This is a genomic window from Picosynechococcus sp. PCC 73109 (assembly GCF_001521855.1).
GTDB lineage: Bacteria > Cyanobacteriota > Cyanobacteriia > Cyanobacteriales > MRBY01 > MRBY01.
This window is the reverse complement of record NZ_CP013998.1, coordinates 1,317,849-1,334,237: the sequence shown is the minus strand read 5'-3', so window position 1 is coordinate 1,334,237 and position 16,389 is coordinate 1,317,849. Positions and strand designations below refer to the sequence as shown.

Genomic DNA, 16,389 nt, shown 5'->3' with positions numbered 1-16,389 from the left:
AACAACCCTTGATCTCAGAGTTCTGAGCGACGAATATCTTGCTCGGCTTGCTTTCTCAAAAGGCGATCGCGGCGGCTATGGTAGAGCTTCGTTTCCTCTGGGGTCATCTGGGTCGGATCCAGGATAATCAACCCATGGAAATTTAACGCCGGATAAACCTTTAAATGGGGTAAACATTCCTCCAGGGCTTGTAACACAAGTCCATAGACATCCGCTAAAAAATAGTCAAAGGCCTCTGGCTGATCCCGTTGCCGATAGCCCACTGCCTGCTCCAGGTCTTTTTGGGAAATAATATAGCCCGCCTCAAATTGTGAAAACTCCAACATTGCTGCCCATACTTAAAATTGATCCAAGGAAAAACATAAAACAAAAAATCCCCCAAGGAGGGGGAGCCATTCGGTATTTAAAGAGATATCTATACCGCTTGGGGTTGTTGGGGTTGCCGTTGGGGCTGGAATTGGAACAGGGAGTACACAACATTCCGGCGGATGTCGATCATCATCTCCAGGAACATTTCGTAACCCTCTTGTTTGTATTCAATCAAAGGATCTTTTTGACCATAGCCCCGTAAGCCGACAGATTCCCGTAGGGCATCAATGGCCTGGAGGTGTTCCCGCCAGAGGGTATCGATCTGTTGGAGGATAAAGAACCGTTCTGCCTGGCGCATCAAACCGGGTTGACTTTTCTCCACCTGGGCTTCCTTGAGGTCGTAGGCTTTGCGCACTTCTTCATGGAGGAAGGTTTTGATTTCGGGGACGGTCATATCCTCAATATCTTTGGGTTCTAGATCTTCGAGGAGGTAGATAAATTCCTTCGCTTTATCGAGGAGCTTATCGAGTTTCCACTCTTCGGGGGGCAGTTCGGGGTTAACGTAGGCCTCGACGATTTCGCTCATGGTCTTTTCGGCGTATTGGATAACCTGCTCTTTGAGATCTTGCCCTTCTAAGACCCGACGGCGTTCGGCGTAAATGGCCCGCCGTTGATTGTTCATTACTTCGTCGTACTCAAATACCTGTTTCCGGGCGTCGTAGTAGAAGGTTTCGACTTTCTTCTGGGCACCTTCGAGGGAGTTGGTAAGCATTTTTGATTCGATGGGCATGTCTTCTTCAACCCGGAAGGCATTCATCAAACCAGCCACGCGATCGCCACCGAAAATACGCAGGAGATTATCTTCGAGACTGAGGAAAAATCGTGTCGAACCGGGGTCCCCTTGACGACCGGCCCGGCCCCGCAGTTGGTTATCGATCCGGCGGGATTCGTGGCGTTCCGTCCCAATGACGTGAAGACCGCCATTTTGAATCACCTCGTCATGCTCAACGCTGGTGAGGTCATGGTAGGTTTTTTCGATGGCATGGTATACCGTCCGCAATTTTTGCACCACAGGATCGGCGGTGGGGGCATTTTCCGAGGCGATCGCCAACTTTTCCTCGGCCTCTAGTTCCGTCAAACTTTGGTTGCCATATTGATCAACCGCGAACTTTACCGCTTCCTTAAGCTGCTGTTCGAGGTCTGTGGGCAGTTCTGTTGGATAAATGTCGAGGGTGGTTTTCCAGGTTTTTTTCTTCTGTTTATTGTTGGTATCAAAACCCTGGCCGCCGCTGTTTTTACCACTGCCGGCGATCGCAAAACTCCCCTCATCCTCTGGTTTGACGATTTGGGGCATAAAATATTCACGCATCTTCAGGCGAGCCATATATTCCGAGTTCCCGCCGAGGATAATATCTGTACCACGACCCGCCATATTTGTGGCGATCGTTACAGCCCCTTTACGACCCGCCTGGGCGACAATTTCCGATTCCTTCTCGACATTTTCAGGTCGCGCATTCAACAGGTTATGGGGAATACCCAACTCATGGAGATAGGCTGAAATAATCTCTGACTTTTCTACACTGGTGGTCCCGACTAGCACCGGCCGACCTGTTTCGTGCATCTGGGCGCATTCTTCGGCGACGGCCCGCCACTTCGCTTTCTCATTTTTGTAGACCACATCCGCCAGATCTTGCCGTTTGGTGGGACGATTGGTGGGGACGATCGTCACCTCAAGGTTATAGACCTTTTCAAATTCTGTTTCTTCGGTTTTGGCTGTCCCCGTCATCCCAGAAAGTTTGGGATAGAGCAAGAAAAAGTTTTGGTAGGTAATGTTGGCGAGGGTCTGGGTTTCTTTTTGGATCGTGACCCCTTCTTGGGCTTCGATCGCCTGGTGGAGACCATCACTCCAGCGTCGTCCTGGCATAATCCGGCCCGTAAATTCATCGACAATCACCACCTCATCGCCGCGTACGATGTAGTTCACATCTTTCTTAAACAGTTCCTTGGCTTTAACGGCATTGAAAATATAGTGGGCCCAAGGATTTTGCTCGTCGTATAGATCCGTCACTCCTAGCAATTGTTCTGCTTTGGCAAACCCTTCGTCGGTCATTAAAACGTTGCGCGCTTTTTCATCGACTTCGTAGTCGCCGGGGCCGTCTTCTTCGACTTGGGGAACCAACTGTTTCGCAATTTCCGCCGCTTGGAGATATTTTTCAGTGGGGCGTTCGATCTGCCCAGAAATAATCAGAGGTGTTCTGGCTTCATCAACAAGGATCGAATCGACTTCGTCAATGATGCAGTAGTTAAAGGGACGCTGCACCACTTCTTGGATCGTGGTGGCCATATTGTCCCGCAAATAATCAAACCCTAGTTCAGAGTTGGTGGTGTAGGTAATATCGCAGCGGTAATTTTCAATTTTTTCGGCTGGCCCCATGCTGGACTGGATTAGCCCCACAGTAAGGCCCAAGAAACGGTGTACCTGCCCCATCCACTCGGCGTCCCGGCGGGCGAGGTAATCGTTCACGGTGACCACATGAACCCCTTTCCCCGTGAGACCGTTGAGATAGGCGGGCAGGGTGGCAACGAGGGTTTTACCTTCCCCGGTTCTCATCTCGGCGATTTGCCCTTTATGGAGGACGATCCCCCCCAAAAGTTGGACATCGTAGTGGCGCATCTGGAGTACTCGCCAAGCGGCTTCGCGAACGACGGCAAAGGCTTCGGGGAGGATTTCGTCTAAAATTTCTTCGGTTTCTTCGTCGCTATTGGCTTTGTCGAGCTTGGCGCGAAATTCTACGGTTTTTTGGGCTAGGGCTTCGTCTGTAAGGTTGGCAAAATCCTCTGCGAGCAGGTTGATTTCAGCAACGAGGGGCTGAAACCTTTTGAGTTTGCGGGCGTTGGGGTCACCAAATAGCTTCTTAAACATAGGATTTTGATTACAAACGGAGGATTAGGGGAAAAATATACGCATTGCGCTGGCACTAACTAAACGCCATTTCCTCAATTTTGGGTCTGGCGTTGGGCGATCGCAAATATTAATTTAATAACTTTTTTTAATTATGGTATCACTCCCGTTTTCGGTGAGAGAGTGGGGAAAATACGCCAGGCCATAGAATTCTATCGGCGATCAAAAGGCGATCGCCCCTGGCATTTGGCTCGTGAATACCAAAGCAAGCCACAATCTGACGCATCATAATTTGCGCAACCGTGACAGGCAATATTCCTGGAGCAGGCAACCGAATACCAAGGACGGAGAGACGTTTGGCCGGGCCTAGGCTTTAGTAAATTCGAGGCCGTTTTCCGCCGCATAACGTTCCATAAACCGCATAAAACGATCCCATTCAGCGGTCGAGCGCATCACCAAGCGCGCTTCAATAATGCGTGGTTTCCCATCATAAAATTTTGCTTTGACTTCGCGGGTGACAATTTCGCCTTCTTCGTCGATGAGGTACATACCCGTAATTTCATCGGTACTTTCTTGGGCGAGGGCGGCGGGATCTTCAAAGGAAAATACAGCGGTGCCGGTACTACCATCGGGGGAACGGGTTAAGCGGATACCGGGAACTTCAGGTTCATTAACGCCTTGGGAAAACTGAATAACGGCCATAATAATTTAATTTTTCTTCATAATATATTTGTGCCCCTATCTTCTCATACTCCCATCGGTTTGTTGATGGCCTGGGTCGGGAAAAGCGGGACTTTTTTAACAAAAGCCTGGGGGAAAATCAGGGATTAATCGAGGTTATTTGTTTCTAATTCCCAGGGCTGTTGGGCGTTCACGGTTTTCAAAATCTGTTCAAAGATCGACCGACAATGGTTATCGGTATGGAGGGGGAGTTCTTGGTTTTTCGCCACAAAATCCACTTGCAGTTTGCCATCTTGAACTTTGTTGCGGTCAAATAAGACTTCAAGCTCCACAAGTTTGGTGAAAGAGACGTTGCCGGGTTTTTCTTTGGCCATGATGTAACCTCCCGTCTCATAGGTGAGGTTGAGGTCGCATTCCTGGATGATATCCCTGAGGGAAGCGAGCATCTCTGGTTCGGAGAGTCCAACGAAGTAGGAGCAAGTATAACGCGCCATAAAAAATATCTTTCAACCATGCTGAAGCATTCTTTTTTATATTACCGAACGGGAGGCCCCTAACCGAATGATTTCTCTCGATCAGGTTCTTGGTCAACCCCAAGCCGTCTCACTCTTGCGTCAGGCGATCGCCCAGGATCGTCTGGCTCCTGCCTACCTATTTGCGGGGCCAGAGGGCATTGGTCGTAGTTTGACAGCCAGGGGCTTTACGACGGCCCTTATGACCCAGGGAGTACCAGAAGCAGCCCAACGTCTGATTCGCTACAAGCTCCTGAAAAATAATCATCCCGATTTGCTATGGGTAGAGCCCACCTACCAGCACCAAGGCAAACTCTACACCCCAGCCCAGGCCCAGGAAGCTGGCTTAAAACGGAAGGCGCCGCCCCAGATTCGCATTGAACAGATCCGCCAATTGGGGGAATTTCTCAGTCGTCCGGCCCTGGAAGCCCCCCGTTGTGTGGTGGTGATCGAGGCCGCCCAGACCATGGCAGAGGCTCCGGCCAATGCTCTTTTAAAAACCCTAGAGGAACCCGGCAACGCAACGTTAATTTTACTGGCCCCCAGCGGCGATAGTTTATTGCCGACCCTCGTTTCCCGCTGCCAAAAAATTCCTTTTTATCGCCTTTCCCAGAACGATGTGGCGCAAATTTTAACGGCCCAAGGTTATCAACACATTTTGGCCGATGAAACGATTTTGGCGATCGCCCAGGGAAGTCCCGGTGCCGCGATCCAAATTTATGAGCTACTGAGTAATGTCCCCCAGGACTTATTACAAAGCCTCCAGCAACTCCCCCAAAACCCCCTTGGCGCTTTTAGCCTCGCGAAGGAAATTCACAATGCCCTTGACATAGAAGTGCAGTTGCAACTTATTGACTACCTGCAGTATCAGTACTGGCAACGGTTTCACAATGATCAACTGATCCAGCGCCTCGAAACCACCCGAAAATACCTCCGTAATTATGTTCAGCCCCGTCTCGTGTGGGAAACTTTTTTCTTAGAATTTTGCCAAACTAGCCCTTAACACCACTGCTGCTGTCACTGGGGATGATGTAACGCTGGAGGAAAACAAACAGGATCATCACCGGCAAGATAGAGATAATCGAACCCGCTGCGATCAAGCGCCAATCGAGGGAAAATTGGCCCGCCAAGGTCGCTACTCCCAGGGGCAAAGTATAAAATTCCGGACGGTCAATGACGATTAGTGGCCAGAGAAAATCGCTCCAGGCACCGATAAAGACAAAAATTGCCAGGGTAATCAAAGCCGGACGCACGGCAGGCACCATAATGTGCCACCAAATACCCAGTTCCGAACAGCCATCAATGCGGCCCGCTTCTTCTAATTCCTTGGGCACCCCTTGAAATGCCTGTCGTAGCAAGAAAATCCCGAAGGCAGAGGCCAGACTGGGAAAAATAATCCCCAAGTAAGTATTACGCAGACCAAGCTGCACTGTCAGGACATACAGGGGAATCATCACGATCTGAAAGGGGATCATGATCGTCGAGACGATGGTGGCAAAAATAGCATCCCGGCCCCGGAAGTCCAGACGCGCTAGGGGATAGGCGGCCAAGGCACAAAATAAAAGATTAAAGCCCACGGTGAGGACTGCAACGAGGGTGCTATTGAAGAGGTAGCGGCCAAAGGGATGTTGTTGCCAGACGGTGACGAAATTACTCAGGGTCGGCGCTTGGGGAATGAGTTGGGGCGGAAAGCTAAAGACGTTTTCGGTGGGGGATTTGAGGGCGGTGCTCAACAACCAGAGCAGGGGAAAAAGCATCACTAGGGCGATCGCCCCCAGAAGGAGATAAGTGGCAGCGGTTTTCAGGCGATTCATGGAGGGCCGACAGAGAAGATTGCAGCCTTATTTTGTCATATCCAGTTGGAGATCTTGGTAAGGAAAACGTTAGGCAAAGTGTTGAAAAGTTTGGGTTTGGCTTAAGGGCATGGTTTGGCCTGCACCATTGGCGATCGCCACCGTTTGCTCGGCGGTAATCTGGCCGATAATCGCCCCTTGACCTGGAAGCTTGGCTAGGAGCTGTTCCGCCGCTGTTGGGGGGAGACAAAGCACCAGTTCAAAATCCTCGCCACCATACAAAGCCCACCGCAATGCCGTTTCTGGATCTTGATAACGCCGGAGGGCCGGGGATAAGGGAATTTTCTCTGCTTCCACTACGGCACCGACACCACTGCGTTGACAAATTTGCAGCACGGCATCGGCTAAGCCATCGCTACTATCCATCCCTGCTGGGGGCGAATCTGAGGGGTTTAAATACGCCAGCACATCCAGGCGGGGTTGGGGCGTTTGGTGGGCGCGGATCAAAGCTTGGCGATCGCCTGTCGATAGAGTTTGGGCGTGAGAATCACCATGGAGCAGCAATTCCAGACCCGCACGGGAATCCCCGTGGCAACCTGTGACGAGAATCACGTCGCCCACTTTTGCGGTACTGCGTTGAATCGGGCGGTGCGGTGACACGACCCCAAAGGCCGTAATGCCGATGGTTTTTACCGGCGATCGCGTCAAATCTCCACCGACTAGAGGCGTACTGTAGCGCCCCAAACAGGCGGCCAGTCCTTGATAAAGCTGGTCGAGCCAAAGGATCGGTGTTTCTGGGGGCAGAGATAAACCCACGGTAATGCCGATTGGCGTTGCTCCCATCGCCGCTAGATCCGATAAATTCGCCGCCACTGCGCGCCAGCCCACTTTCTCTGGAGGCATCGTGCGATCGCCAAAGTGCACCCCATCCACCAGCACATCCGTCGTCACGACCAAATTCTGACCAGGGGGAAACCCTAAAACCGCTCCATCATCGCCGATAATTTCTGCCGGACAAAACCGCTGCAACCGCTGGAGAATCTCTGCTTCCCCAAAATCCTTGAGACATTTCATTTCTGCCATGGTTCTTTAGCCAAGCCCTCCATCATGAACCGTTTACCCCTCGAAAAAGTATAGTAATTGACTAAATCCATTACTTGTTCTGTAAAATCGAGGAAAGAGTAATGGACTATGACAACATGGGTACCAAAAATAAAGCCGTCACCGCCTATCTCCCCGAGGAAATTGAAGCACGTCTGACCGCTTTTTGTTTGGAAAATGGTCTGTCCCGCCAAGGCAAAAAAAGCGGCAAAGAGAAGCCCGCCCTGGGCACAGGCATTATCGAAGTGCTGCGGATCTTTTTTAGTGCTGACCTTAATGGCAACACCCCTACTCCTGTTTTAGACAAAGATGAACTCCAGGCCATTGTCTCTAAAACCCTCCCCAGTAATGTACCAACCCAGGAATGGGTACAAACGGAAATTCAACAGGCGATCGCCCTGCTCAAGTCCGAATTAAGCAGCCCGGCCCAAACCACCGAAATCCAACCCAGCCCCGAAAAAAAAAGTCCTCTTGTCCTGAAACAAGCTGATCTAGCCCGCCGCCTCCGTTCCAATCCCTCGACCCTGAGTCGCCACAATCAAAAAGGGGGCCAACATTTTGCCCAGTGGTCGAAGGCCAAAGATCCCGAATCTGTCGCCTGGCAATACCGTGGTGTCGAAGAAAATAGCAAAATGTATGAAACAATCGAGCTTTAAACTAGATATTTTTCGCGTTTTGATGTTTTTCTAAGCGATAACTTTGGACTTTCCAAGGTTGAATCGGTATGTCAATTGTTTGTGAAATCGTATCTTCTAAACCATTGACTTGCTCTGTGATGGTTAACCCCAAAGTATTACGATAATTTAATTTGGTTGTTTGGCCACAAGCTTCATAGAAACGAAGGATATAATCTTGAGTTGATTCCGCCTGTTTCAAAGCTAATAAAACCAAATTATCTGAGCCTAACGTCAAAAAAGAATGGTGAGGTTGTAAACAGTTCTGGTTGGCAATAATGTCAGGAACCACTGCCCGTAAAGGTGAATTGAAATTCCGTGCTAAATTAACGGTTCTCGCCCTTTGCCATGGGCCACTATGGGGATATAAAGCATAGGCTAGATGATGCGTTCCTCGATCGGCTTGAGGGTCAGGCCAAAGGGGACTTTTGAGTAACGTTAAGCGTAATTGACCGGATTTTGCATCGTAGCCATGGTGATTTTTGGTGAGAATACTGACGCCATACTTCTTATTGTGAAAATCAGCCCAGCGTAAGGCTGGCACTTCCCATTTTGCGGAATCAATTTCCGGTTTTCGTTCAATGGCACCACAAGGAGTTTCATAGGTACAAGTAGCCCCATCAATGGCTAAGGGAAATGCCACTTTTAAGACAACTTGATCTTCCTGCCAATTTACGGTGCTGTAAATCCTTAGCATTTTTCCCTGGCAATCGAGTTGATAATCCTGGCTAAAAGTGGATTGATTTAATTGCTTTTTCACACGGATAATTGAGCGCACAGCATTTTTTTCTCGCCAGTAAATTGAAACTACTTCAGGGGAATGGAGAGGTTTGCTTTCATAATCAGGGGCAATATCCCAGGCGTCCCAGTATTGGCCTTTATCTTCAAAGGCTTGCAGTTGATTGCCCGCATCAAAAAAGATATTTTTTTTATTTATTTTGTCAAAATATTGGGCAATATTTCCTGTTTTCGGGGCGATTTCAATACGAAGAAAATTATTCTCTAAAATAAAGTCTGGTTCATTATGTAAATCGCCTTCTCTTTGGGTTGGTGCTTGCGGATCGGGACACAACCAGTAGAGGGAATAACCGACGGATGGCACTGTCGCGAGAAAAGATAAATATTTTTTGTCGTTGTGATCTGCCTGTAAATCTTCAACAATGATTTGTGGCTCGACTTTGTTGCCGTTCCAGTCGTAAACTGTCACTAAATCTGGAATACTTAAACTAACAACCTCTGTGCGCTCCCAGTTGAGGTCATTAAAAAGAAGTAGTGGTTTAGCCGCCTTTTCTAAGGGGCAATCATAGGTGATTTGCGAGGCGATCGCCTTAAAGCTTTGGGATAACATCGCTTCCCCAGTATTAATCACTTCCTGCCATTGTTGGTTAGCTTCTGTAAAAACTTCAGGAATCGAGGTGCCGGGCAAAATATCGTGAAATTGGTTAAATAAAACTTTTTTCCAGAGGTCTTTTAATTGGTTTTGAGATATTTCTGATCTCAAGGAATCTGTGTGAGGTAAATTGTTGGCGATCGCCGACCAAATTTCAACTTGACGTAGTAGAGTTTCACAGCGATTATTAAAGATTTTTTGATCCCGGTGCACGCTATAGTACCCACGATGCAATTCTAAATAAAGTTCATCCTGCCAAACTGGTAAATTGGACGTTTCTTTAACGTGGTTGAGGTAACTTTCTGCGGTGGAAAATTCTAATTTAGGAAAAAATGGTGACTGTTGCCACTTGCGGGCCACCTGCAACATATCTTTTGTGGGGCCACCACCATGATCACCGACGCCCGGTAACCAAAAAATATCTTTTAAATGGGTTTGTGTTTCCCATTTTTGAGCATAACTGGCCATCGTCAGCGGATTGGTATCCATGATTCCGGTGACATTGGGGGGAGTCATCAAGGTTAACAGTTCTGTGCCATCGGGCGATCGCCACCAAAATAAACCATGGGGAAAAGGAGCCGTATCATTCCAGTGGAGTTTTCCGGTACCAAACACTTTAATATCGCAATGCTGGGCCAGTTGAGGAAATTGATTGGGAAACCCAAAGGAATCCGGTAACCAAGCAATGGTTGAACGTCGGCCAAATTTTTCTAAAAAATATTGTTGGCCATAAAGAAATTGGCGGATAATAGATTCCCCAGAAACCAAATTCACATCGGGCTCGACCCACATTCCGCCCAATAATTCCCAACAATTATGATTAACTGCCTGTTGAATTTTCTCCCACAGATCAGGACGATTTTTTTCAATCCAATCGTAGAGGGCTGGAGTGCTATGGCCAAAAATCAATTCAGGAAATTCCCGTTGGAGATTTAAAACCGATTGAAATGTGCGTTGTCCTACTTCCCAGGTTTCAGCAGTTGTCCAGAGCCAAGCCATATCTAAGTGGGCGTGACCCAAAACATGAAATTTTCGTGTTTTAAGGCAACTGGCAACTGGTATTAGGTTTGTCCGAATTTCTGCTAAAGCTTGATTAAACGCTTGTGTATCTGCGACTTGTGCCCAAGGGATACGATTTAAGTGCGCTTCTACAAAAGTTATTTTTTCTGGATCATAACGCGCTAAATAGTCGGTCAAAATCTGTAATTCTGTGGCAAAATTCCCCGCTTCTAAAATGTCTAAGGTAGGGGATTCAAAAATCAATTCAGATTTCATCAATGCGCCGATATCATGGCCCGGACTAACGAGGGCGATCGCCACCTCAAAAATCTGATTCGCTTGGGCCTGATCCGTTAATAGTAGCCGCGTTGAAGAATCAAATAAATCGCCTTCACAAACTAATTTGCCGTTGACAAAGATTGCGGCAATTTCGGTCCACCAAGTAAGATTTAAGCGGGCATTTAATCCGGAAATGCAATAGTCATCAATGCTTTCGGGGAGCGTAATTTTTTGGTAAAACCAAGCGAGCTTTAACCCCTTTTCAAAAACGAGATAACCATTATTATTTGGTTGAATTGCTGCGAGCTGAGTGGGTTGAAAGGTTGCTAAATCTGGCCGAAATGTTTTCGGAACAGCGGTCTCCGCTTGGTAAAATTGCCATGTCGTTTGGGTCGGCAATGTAACAAAACTTTTTAGGCGCTCGATGGTCGCTTGGATAACAGGGGATGCCATGGGAGATTTTCAGCCAGAGAACTGACTTTTATCTTAAACCCCAAGGGATACTGGCGTTTTCGATGAAATTGAGCAAGTGTTACCAGAATCGAGTTGGGCGATCGCCTGCCAGTTGATCACATCTTGGAAGAGCATCGCATAGCCTCCGCTGTTGGGGTGGAGACCGTCGGCGCTGAGGTGCTCATTGACCCAGTGGGTGCCACGACTGAGCCACAAATCAAAAATATCTAGGTATGGAATTTGGCGATCGCCGCACAGCTTTTTCGTCAATTCTTTGTAACGATATTGTTCGCTGTGGCTGTAATACAAGCAGTCAAGAAAAGGCATTTTGGCTTCATTAACGGGCACTTGACCGATAAAAATTACCGGACAAAGTTGTTGCGCTTGTGCTAATAAATTGTCTAACTGGCTTTGGAAAAGGTCAAAATCCGTAAAACTTTTCCCATCGGGACGCCCCAGGCGCGGCGAATCATTGACTCCGACAGACAACAAAATTAAATCCGGCTGTTTATTACGTAATTCACCCCGTTGTTGGTACTCGGCTCCGAGGCGATCGCCCACCAATTTCACCGTATCACCCCGCACACCGAGGTTATAGAGCACATGGCCGTGGGGATTGCCCATCCAGTGGAGCCGTAATTGCTCGACCCAACCACCCCGGACTGGATCGCCAAACCCATACACCAGACTGTCCCCGAAGGCGACGACCCGCAGCGGATGACGTTGGGCGTAGCTGGGGTTGATGTGGGTAGGACTGAGGGCGGTCATGGCGACTGTATTGGCAAAATTAAGCTTGCTTCATAAATCTACATCAAAAATGCGACTTCCCTCTTTACTGATAGCGATTTTCAATCATTTGGCGGAGTTTGATTCGGTTTAACTTTCCCTGGGTATTGCGCGGCAATTGTTCAACCAGCAACCAATGTTTTGGCTGTTTATAAGGGCTTAATTGCTTGGCGATCGCCATTTTTACCCTGTCTAAATCACTCGGATTTTTCAAACTCAGCACAGCAATGACAACTTCTCCCCAGTAAGGATCTGGCAAACCCAAAACTGCCGCATCTTTAACGAATTTCGTCCCTAGAATTGCTGCTTCAATTTCTGTTGGATAAATATTTTCACCACCACTAATAATCTTCTGGCTTTGGCGTCCCAATAAATGTAAATAGCCTGCTTGATCGAAGTGACCTACATCATCGGTTTTTAGAATTTTAGGATGATCAAACTTGGGATAATAACCGAGAAATAACGATTGGGCCGCAATGGAAATCAAGCCTGTTTCTGATAAAGATAAATTGGCATGGGGCAAAACTTGGCCCGCACAATCTTTGCCGTCTAAAAAGTCTGCGGGTTTTAGGGCCACCACCTGGGAAGCGGTTTCCGTCATGCCGTAGGTCAGAGCAATCCGGAGCTGCAATTGCCGGGCTTGATCAAGGAGCGATCGCCAAGGCGGAGCACCACCGAGTAATATTAAGCGAAACTGGGCTAACCATTGGGGGCAAACTTGGAGCAATACTTGTAATTGGGTCGGCACTAGAGATAGACAAAAATTACTTACATCCCAATCCGGTAAAATACCGCGTTTTAACGCTGGATAATCGCCGAATTTAAAGTCACCCCCACTCAAATGCGATCGCCACCATTGCATCAAGCCGCTGACATGGTAGAGGGGCAAAATACAAAAACAATTCACCTGTTCCAAAGCGAAAAAATCCTGAAAAGCCTGGGCCGAAGCAGACAGAGTTTCAGGGGTATGAATTGCCAATTTTAGCTGTCCTGATGTGCCGCCAGTGGGAATTAAAATGTGGGATTTTTTTGTTAGAAGTTCTGGCCTTTGATCTTGCCCTAAGAGTGATTTAATTTGTGCTCGCTCTGAAGTTTGCCAAGTAGAATTGACCAGCAACACGGATTCGTGACGGGCGATCGCCTTTTGAAACGCTTCAGCAAAGAAGGCTGGATTTTTTTGATCAATAATTTGGAGCGACGACATCGAAGCAAATAGGCAGAATCCTTTAAAATACGGAGACAAACGCCCCTTGGTTGCTGATTATTCCATAATGTTCTCCAAAGAAACTTTTTTTGCCCTGTCCCTGTTTCCCTACCTCGGTTTTTTATGGTTCCTGACCAAATCCGGGAAAACGCCAAAACTGGCCCTGATCGGCTTTTATGTCCTCCTCGTTTTTGTGGCGATCTCCATTCCCGCCGGCATTTACGCCCAGGTGCAATATGGTGAAGAGTTGGCAAATGTGGACTGGCTCCATGGCAGCGCTGAATCTTTTTTGACCCTCTCTAACGTGCTGGTGGTCTTGGGTTTTGTCGGGGCGATCGCCAAACTCAAACAGACCAAATCTGAATAATTTAGATTTTAAAAACCCCCTCCGGATTCACCGAAAGAATCGGTCGCCGTTGTATTCCTTCCCGTTGGAGAACGCTATTGGCGGCGAGCAAACCGCTACTGATCGCCCGTTCCATCAAGCCACAGGGGAACGGCATTTTCACCCAATCCCCCGCATACATCAGGTTGCTAATTTCGCTTTCGGTGGTGGGGCGATCGCCATAGCTATTGGGGGGATAGCCAGAGAAATTCTTTTGGTTCACCAGTTGCCGATGGAGCACCGTCGCTCCCTTGAGTTCCGGCACGATTTCGTACAGCTCCTGCTCGAAGGTGGCCAACAGTGCCTCTTGGGTAGGAAATTCTTTTTCTTTATAACAGTAAGCATGGAGCTCCACCACACTACCCCCGGTGCGGGCGGCCCAATCCTTAAACTGGGTCTGGATTTGGTGATACAGGGTAATGCTATCGGTCAAGGCATAGCCCGACAATGATGCAAACTTACTGTGCTCCCAGGGGAAACCTCGATCCAGCCAGAACCGTCCCACCGCAAAGGGATCAGACACCACCAATTGATCAACCTTACGTTCTGCCTCTGGATCCCGGTCGCCCACTAAGCGGGTAAACAAATGGCGAGTTCCAGGTACGTCCGTCGCCAGCACCACATAATCGGCGGCAAGGGTTCCCCGCTGGAGTTCATCACTGGGATTTTCGGCCACCAACTGTACCTGATCAATGTCGCGGTCTTGAACTTTGAATTGTGGTAAATCCCGTTGGGCGGGGCCACTCAGACGTTTACCGTTGGCATCATAGCGGGCCCCATGGCAAGGACAGAGGAAAGAGCCATCCGGTTGCCGACCGACGGTACAGCCTTGGTGGGTACAGGTTAAGGACAAGCCTTCCTCCGTTGCCGGATTGACCGCATACATCGCATCCCCAGCGCCGTAGTATTCCAGACTGTCATCGGCGATCAACGCGTTTTTCTTCGTCCAGAAAGGTACATCCGTTTGCTCGTCTCCCTGTTGGTAGGCGATCGCCTGGATTTTGTTGTCCTGACATTGAATTTCGCTGACGGACACATCGGTCAAAATTTGGCCCCCTTTCGCGCGGATGGCGTCGGCAATGGGTTGAACGAGGCTCGTGCCCATGTCATCCACGGTGCCGTTAAACGCTAGGCCCTCTGGGTTCCCAAAAAAGTAGAAGTGGAAAAATTGCAGCAATTCCCCTGTGCTCAAGGTATCGGGGGCATTTAGGCTAGATTTAGCGAAGGGTAAAAAGTAGAGGTCATAAAGGCCCTGGGGAAATTCACCCCGGACCCAATCCGCCACGGTAATAGTGTCGTAGGTGTCGTAGGTGCGGGGGATTTTAAAGCCCGTGATCGCGTGAAAAACCTCTAAATGCTTAATTTTTGTGAGATTAATGCCCCAACGGAGTCGGTTCGGCGAAGAAATGGCGAGATCCACGATATTCCAAGGAAAGGCGGTATTACTAGGACGAAATACCTCTGGGCGATAGCGGTCTGGATCTTTGAAAACGAGGGAATAAAAATCTAAGGATTGAAAATTGTCGTTGATGCTCAGTTCACTGACCAAGCTCTTGAGGTTGTAATACTGGGGGAAAAAGCCGTGGAAGCCATGTTCCATCATGAACTCGTCTTCACCGACATTAATTTTCCAACTGGCGACCTTGCCACCGAGTTGAGGGGCTTTTTCTAACAGCGTGACCTGAAAACCCCGTTGGCTTAATTCGTAGGCAGCGGCCAGCCCTGCTAAACCGCCCCCAATGACAACGACTTTTTTCCCCTGGGTGTGATAGTGGGGTAAATCCAAGGATTCTTGCTGGTGGATCGTCGGGTGGGGTTTGGCGAAGCGGGTGTACCCGACCATCGATCCGGCGGCTCCCACCCCAAGGAGTTTGAGGGCGCTACGGCGGGAAATGGGGGGAAGGGAAGTGTTGTCACTCATGCCATTCAGTTTAATTGCACATCTAGTGTCAATTATTATGAACTGATTTGCTGGGGGCGGGTTGTTTTTTTCGGCACTTTGTCACATTTGCGCAAAAAGACTTAGTTTCGGCGGATATTGAAGCAACACCATTCGTCTTTCTTCCAGAGGGCGGCGATCGCCCAGCCATTTTGCTCGAGGGTATCGGCGATGGGTTGAATTTGCTCGATCAGAATGCCGCTGAGGATTCCCCAGGTGTCCGGTTTGGCGATCGCCGACATCTTGGGGATCAGCTCAATAATAATTTCCGCCAGGATATTACAAACAATCCCGTCAAAGGGCTCCGGGTACATTTGGGGGAGGGTATCAATGCTGCCCTGGGCGACGACCATGCGCTCTGGTTCGATGTTATTTAGCGCCCGATTACTGTTGGAGGCAGTCACCGCCAAAATATCCGTATCCACCCCAAAGGTTTGCTTCGCCCCCAAAAGGAGAGACCCGATGGAAAGAATCCCCGAACCACAGCCAATATCAGCGATCACCTGGGTTTCTGGTTGCTGCCCTAAACGCATTTCTAGGGCTTCGAGGCACAGTTGGGTGGTCTGGTGAGCGCCAGTCCCAAAGGCAGAACCCGGATCGAGGCGCAATAGGAGGCGTTCTGAATGGGTGGGCACTTCTAACCAGGCTGGGTAAATCAACAGGCGATCGCCAATTTCTTGGGGTTGCCAATGGCTCTTCCAGCTACTTGACCAATCTTCCTCATCGATCAGATGCCACTTAACCGCGGGTTTAGGCAAACGAGCAAGTAAAGCATCCTGTTTCAGTAGCAGCGCTAAGGCCGCAAGATCTAAATGATCAAACTCCGCCTGGGGACTATAGGCACGAATCAGGTAGGACTGCCCCTTCTGCTCCCCCGCCATTCCCCGACAGCCAAAATCATCTAAGCGCCAGAAAATCGTCTCTTCTAAACTCGGGTCGCAGAGGATCTGTAATTCCCACCAAGTTGTTGTCATCTTTTTCC

14 protein-coding genes are annotated in these 16,389 nt (G+C 48.9%); 3 read left to right on the top strand and 11 right to left on the bottom strand.

Features of this window, described 5'->3' with window-relative positions; all coding sequences use genetic code 11:
* Positions 1 to 14: 14 nt before the first annotated feature.
* The 4 genes from AWQ23_RS06475 to AWQ23_RS06460 all read right to left on the bottom strand — a co-directional run bounded on the left by AWQ23_RS06475 (position 15) and on the right by AWQ23_RS06460 (position 4,386).
* Complete coding sequence (locus tag AWQ23_RS06475) at positions 15 to 326, bottom strand: hypothetical protein (RefSeq protein ID WP_030006482.1); 312 nt, start codon at positions 324 to 326, stop codon at positions 15 to 17.
* 89 nt (positions 327 to 415) lie between these two features.
* Complete coding sequence (gene secA / locus AWQ23_RS06470) at positions 416 to 3,232, bottom strand: preprotein translocase subunit SecA (RefSeq protein ID WP_062433618.1); 2,817 nt, start codon at positions 3,230 to 3,232, stop codon at positions 416 to 418.
* A 345-nt stretch (positions 3,233 to 3,577) separates the two neighbouring features.
* Entirely contained in the window at positions 3,578 to 3,913 is a 336-nt protein-coding gene (gene psb28 / locus AWQ23_RS06465; protein ID WP_012306879.1) for a photosystem II reaction center protein Psb28, read from the bottom strand.
* Positions 3,914 to 4,038: 125 nt separating this feature from the next.
* A complete protein-coding gene (locus AWQ23_RS06460) occupies positions 4,039 to 4,386 on the bottom strand; it encodes a hypothetical protein (RefSeq protein WP_012306878.1) in 348 nt (115 codons plus the stop codon).
* A gap of 67 nt (positions 4,387 to 4,453) precedes the next feature.
* On the opposite strand from AWQ23_RS06460, the gene AWQ23_RS06455 reads away from it, so the two are divergent.
* Complete coding sequence (locus AWQ23_RS06455; protein WP_062433616.1) at positions 4,454 to 5,407, top strand: DNA polymerase III subunit delta'; 954 nt, start codon at positions 4,454 to 4,456, stop codon at positions 5,405 to 5,407.
* Here the strand turns inward: AWQ23_RS06455 and AWQ23_RS06450 are convergent.
* Positions 5,397 to 6,218, bottom strand: a complete 822-nt coding sequence (locus tag AWQ23_RS06450) for a carbohydrate ABC transporter permease (RefSeq protein ID WP_012306876.1) — start codon at positions 6,216 to 6,218, stop codon at positions 5,397 to 5,399. The two genes, AWQ23_RS06455 and AWQ23_RS06450, sit on opposite strands and share 11 nt — an antisense overlap.
* A gap of 69 nt (positions 6,219 to 6,287) precedes the next feature.
* The gene (thiL, locus tag AWQ23_RS06445) at positions 6,288 to 7,280 is read right to left on the bottom strand and encodes a thiamine-phosphate kinase (protein WP_062433614.1); all 993 of its coding nucleotides are present in this window, start codon (positions 7,278 to 7,280) and stop codon (positions 6,288 to 6,290) included.
* Positions 7,281 to 7,381: 101 nt separating this feature from the next.
* Between thiL and AWQ23_RS06440 the strand changes: the two genes are divergently transcribed.
* Positions 7,382 to 7,954: a hypothetical protein gene (locus AWQ23_RS06440; RefSeq protein ID WP_062433612.1), complete on the top strand. Its 573-nt coding sequence runs from the start codon at positions 7,382 to 7,384 to the stop codon at positions 7,952 to 7,954.
* Position 7,955: 1 nt separating this feature from the next.
* Here the strand turns inward: AWQ23_RS06440 and AWQ23_RS06435 are convergent, their stop codons facing one another.
* The 3 genes from AWQ23_RS06435 to AWQ23_RS06425 all read right to left on the bottom strand — a co-directional run bounded on the left by AWQ23_RS06435 (position 7,956) and on the right by AWQ23_RS06425 (position 13,083).
* Complete coding sequence (locus AWQ23_RS06435; protein ID WP_062433610.1) at positions 7,956 to 11,093, bottom strand: alpha-mannosidase; 3,138 nt, start codon at positions 11,091 to 11,093, stop codon at positions 7,956 to 7,958.
* Between the two features lie 33 nt (positions 11,094 to 11,126).
* The gene (locus AWQ23_RS06430; RefSeq protein ID WP_062433607.1) at positions 11,127 to 11,861 is read right to left on the bottom strand and encodes a GDSL-type esterase/lipase family protein; all 735 of its coding nucleotides are present in this window, start codon (positions 11,859 to 11,861) and stop codon (positions 11,127 to 11,129) included.
* Positions 11,862 to 11,925: 64 nt separating this feature from the next.
* A complete protein-coding gene (locus AWQ23_RS06425) occupies positions 11,926 to 13,083 on the bottom strand; it encodes a 2-succinylbenzoate--CoA ligase (protein WP_062433603.1) in 1,158 nt (385 codons plus the stop codon).
* 67 nt (positions 13,084 to 13,150) lie between these two features.
* On the opposite strand from AWQ23_RS06425, the gene AWQ23_RS06420 reads away from it, so the two are divergent.
* Positions 13,151 to 13,450, top strand: coding sequence for a DUF3593 domain-containing protein (locus tag AWQ23_RS06420; protein ID WP_030006473.1), 300 nt, complete (start codon positions 13,151 to 13,153; stop codon positions 13,448 to 13,450).
* 1 nt (position 13,451) lies between these two features.
* Here the strand turns inward: AWQ23_RS06420 and AWQ23_RS06415 are convergent, their stop codons facing one another.
* Together AWQ23_RS06415 and prmA are read right to left on the bottom strand one after the other, a co-directional pair.
* Positions 13,452 to 15,389, bottom strand: a complete 1,938-nt coding sequence (locus AWQ23_RS06415) for an FAD-dependent oxidoreductase (protein WP_083500696.1) — start codon at positions 15,387 to 15,389, stop codon at positions 13,452 to 13,454.
* Positions 15,390 to 15,490: 101 nt separating this feature from the next.
* Positions 15,491 to 16,381: a 50S ribosomal protein L11 methyltransferase gene (gene prmA, locus AWQ23_RS06410; RefSeq protein ID WP_062433597.1), complete on the bottom strand. Its 891-nt coding sequence runs from the start codon at positions 16,379 to 16,381 to the stop codon at positions 15,491 to 15,493.
* Positions 16,382 to 16,389 lie beyond the last annotated feature (8 nt).

What these genes read in the sequence shown, in the direction of transcription:
- AWQ23_RS06475 (WP_030006482.1), bottom strand. Translation starts at nt 326, where the DNA reads ATGTTGGAGTTTTCACAATTTGAGGCGGGCTATATTATTTCCCAAAAA.
- secA (WP_062433618.1), bottom strand. Translation starts at nt 3,232, where the DNA reads ATGTTTAAGAAGCTATTTGGTGACCCCAACGCCCGCAAACTCAAAAGG.
- psb28 (WP_012306879.1), bottom strand. Translation starts at nt 3,913, where the DNA reads ATGGCCGTTATTCAGTTTTCCCAAGGCGTTAATGAACCTGAAGTTCCC.
- AWQ23_RS06460 (WP_012306878.1), bottom strand. Translation starts at nt 4,386, where the DNA reads ATGGCGCGTTATACTTGCTCCTACTTCGTTGGACTCTCCGAACCAGAG.
- AWQ23_RS06455 (WP_062433616.1), top strand. Translation starts at nt 4,454, where the DNA reads ATGATTTCTCTCGATCAGGTTCTTGGTCAACCCCAAGCCGTCTCACTC.
- AWQ23_RS06450 (WP_012306876.1), bottom strand. Translation starts at nt 6,218, where the DNA reads ATGAATCGCCTGAAAACCGCTGCCACTTATCTCCTTCTGGGGGCGATC.
- thiL (WP_062433614.1), bottom strand. Translation starts at nt 7,280, where the DNA reads ATGGCAGAAATGAAATGTCTCAAGGATTTTGGGGAAGCAGAGATTCTC.
- AWQ23_RS06440 (WP_062433612.1), top strand. Translation starts at nt 7,382, where the DNA reads ATGGACTATGACAACATGGGTACCAAAAATAAAGCCGTCACCGCCTAT.
- AWQ23_RS06435 (WP_062433610.1), bottom strand. Translation starts at nt 11,093, where the DNA reads ATGGCATCCCCTGTTATCCAAGCGACCATCGAGCGCCTAAAAAGTTTT.
- AWQ23_RS06430 (WP_062433607.1), bottom strand. Translation starts at nt 11,861, where the DNA reads ATGACCGCCCTCAGTCCTACCCACATCAACCCCAGCTACGCCCAACGT.
- AWQ23_RS06425 (WP_062433603.1), bottom strand. Translation starts at nt 13,083, where the DNA reads ATGTCGTCGCTCCAAATTATTGATCAAAAAAATCCAGCCTTCTTTGCT.
- AWQ23_RS06420 (WP_030006473.1), top strand. Translation starts at nt 13,151, where the DNA reads ATGTTCTCCAAAGAAACTTTTTTTGCCCTGTCCCTGTTTCCCTACCTC.
- AWQ23_RS06415 (WP_083500696.1), bottom strand. Translation starts at nt 15,389, where the DNA reads ATGAGTGACAACACTTCCCTTCCCCCCATTTCCCGCCGTAGCGCCCTC.
- prmA (WP_062433597.1), bottom strand. Translation starts at nt 16,381, where the DNA reads ATGACAACAACTTGGTGGGAATTACAGATCCTCTGCGACCCGAGTTTA.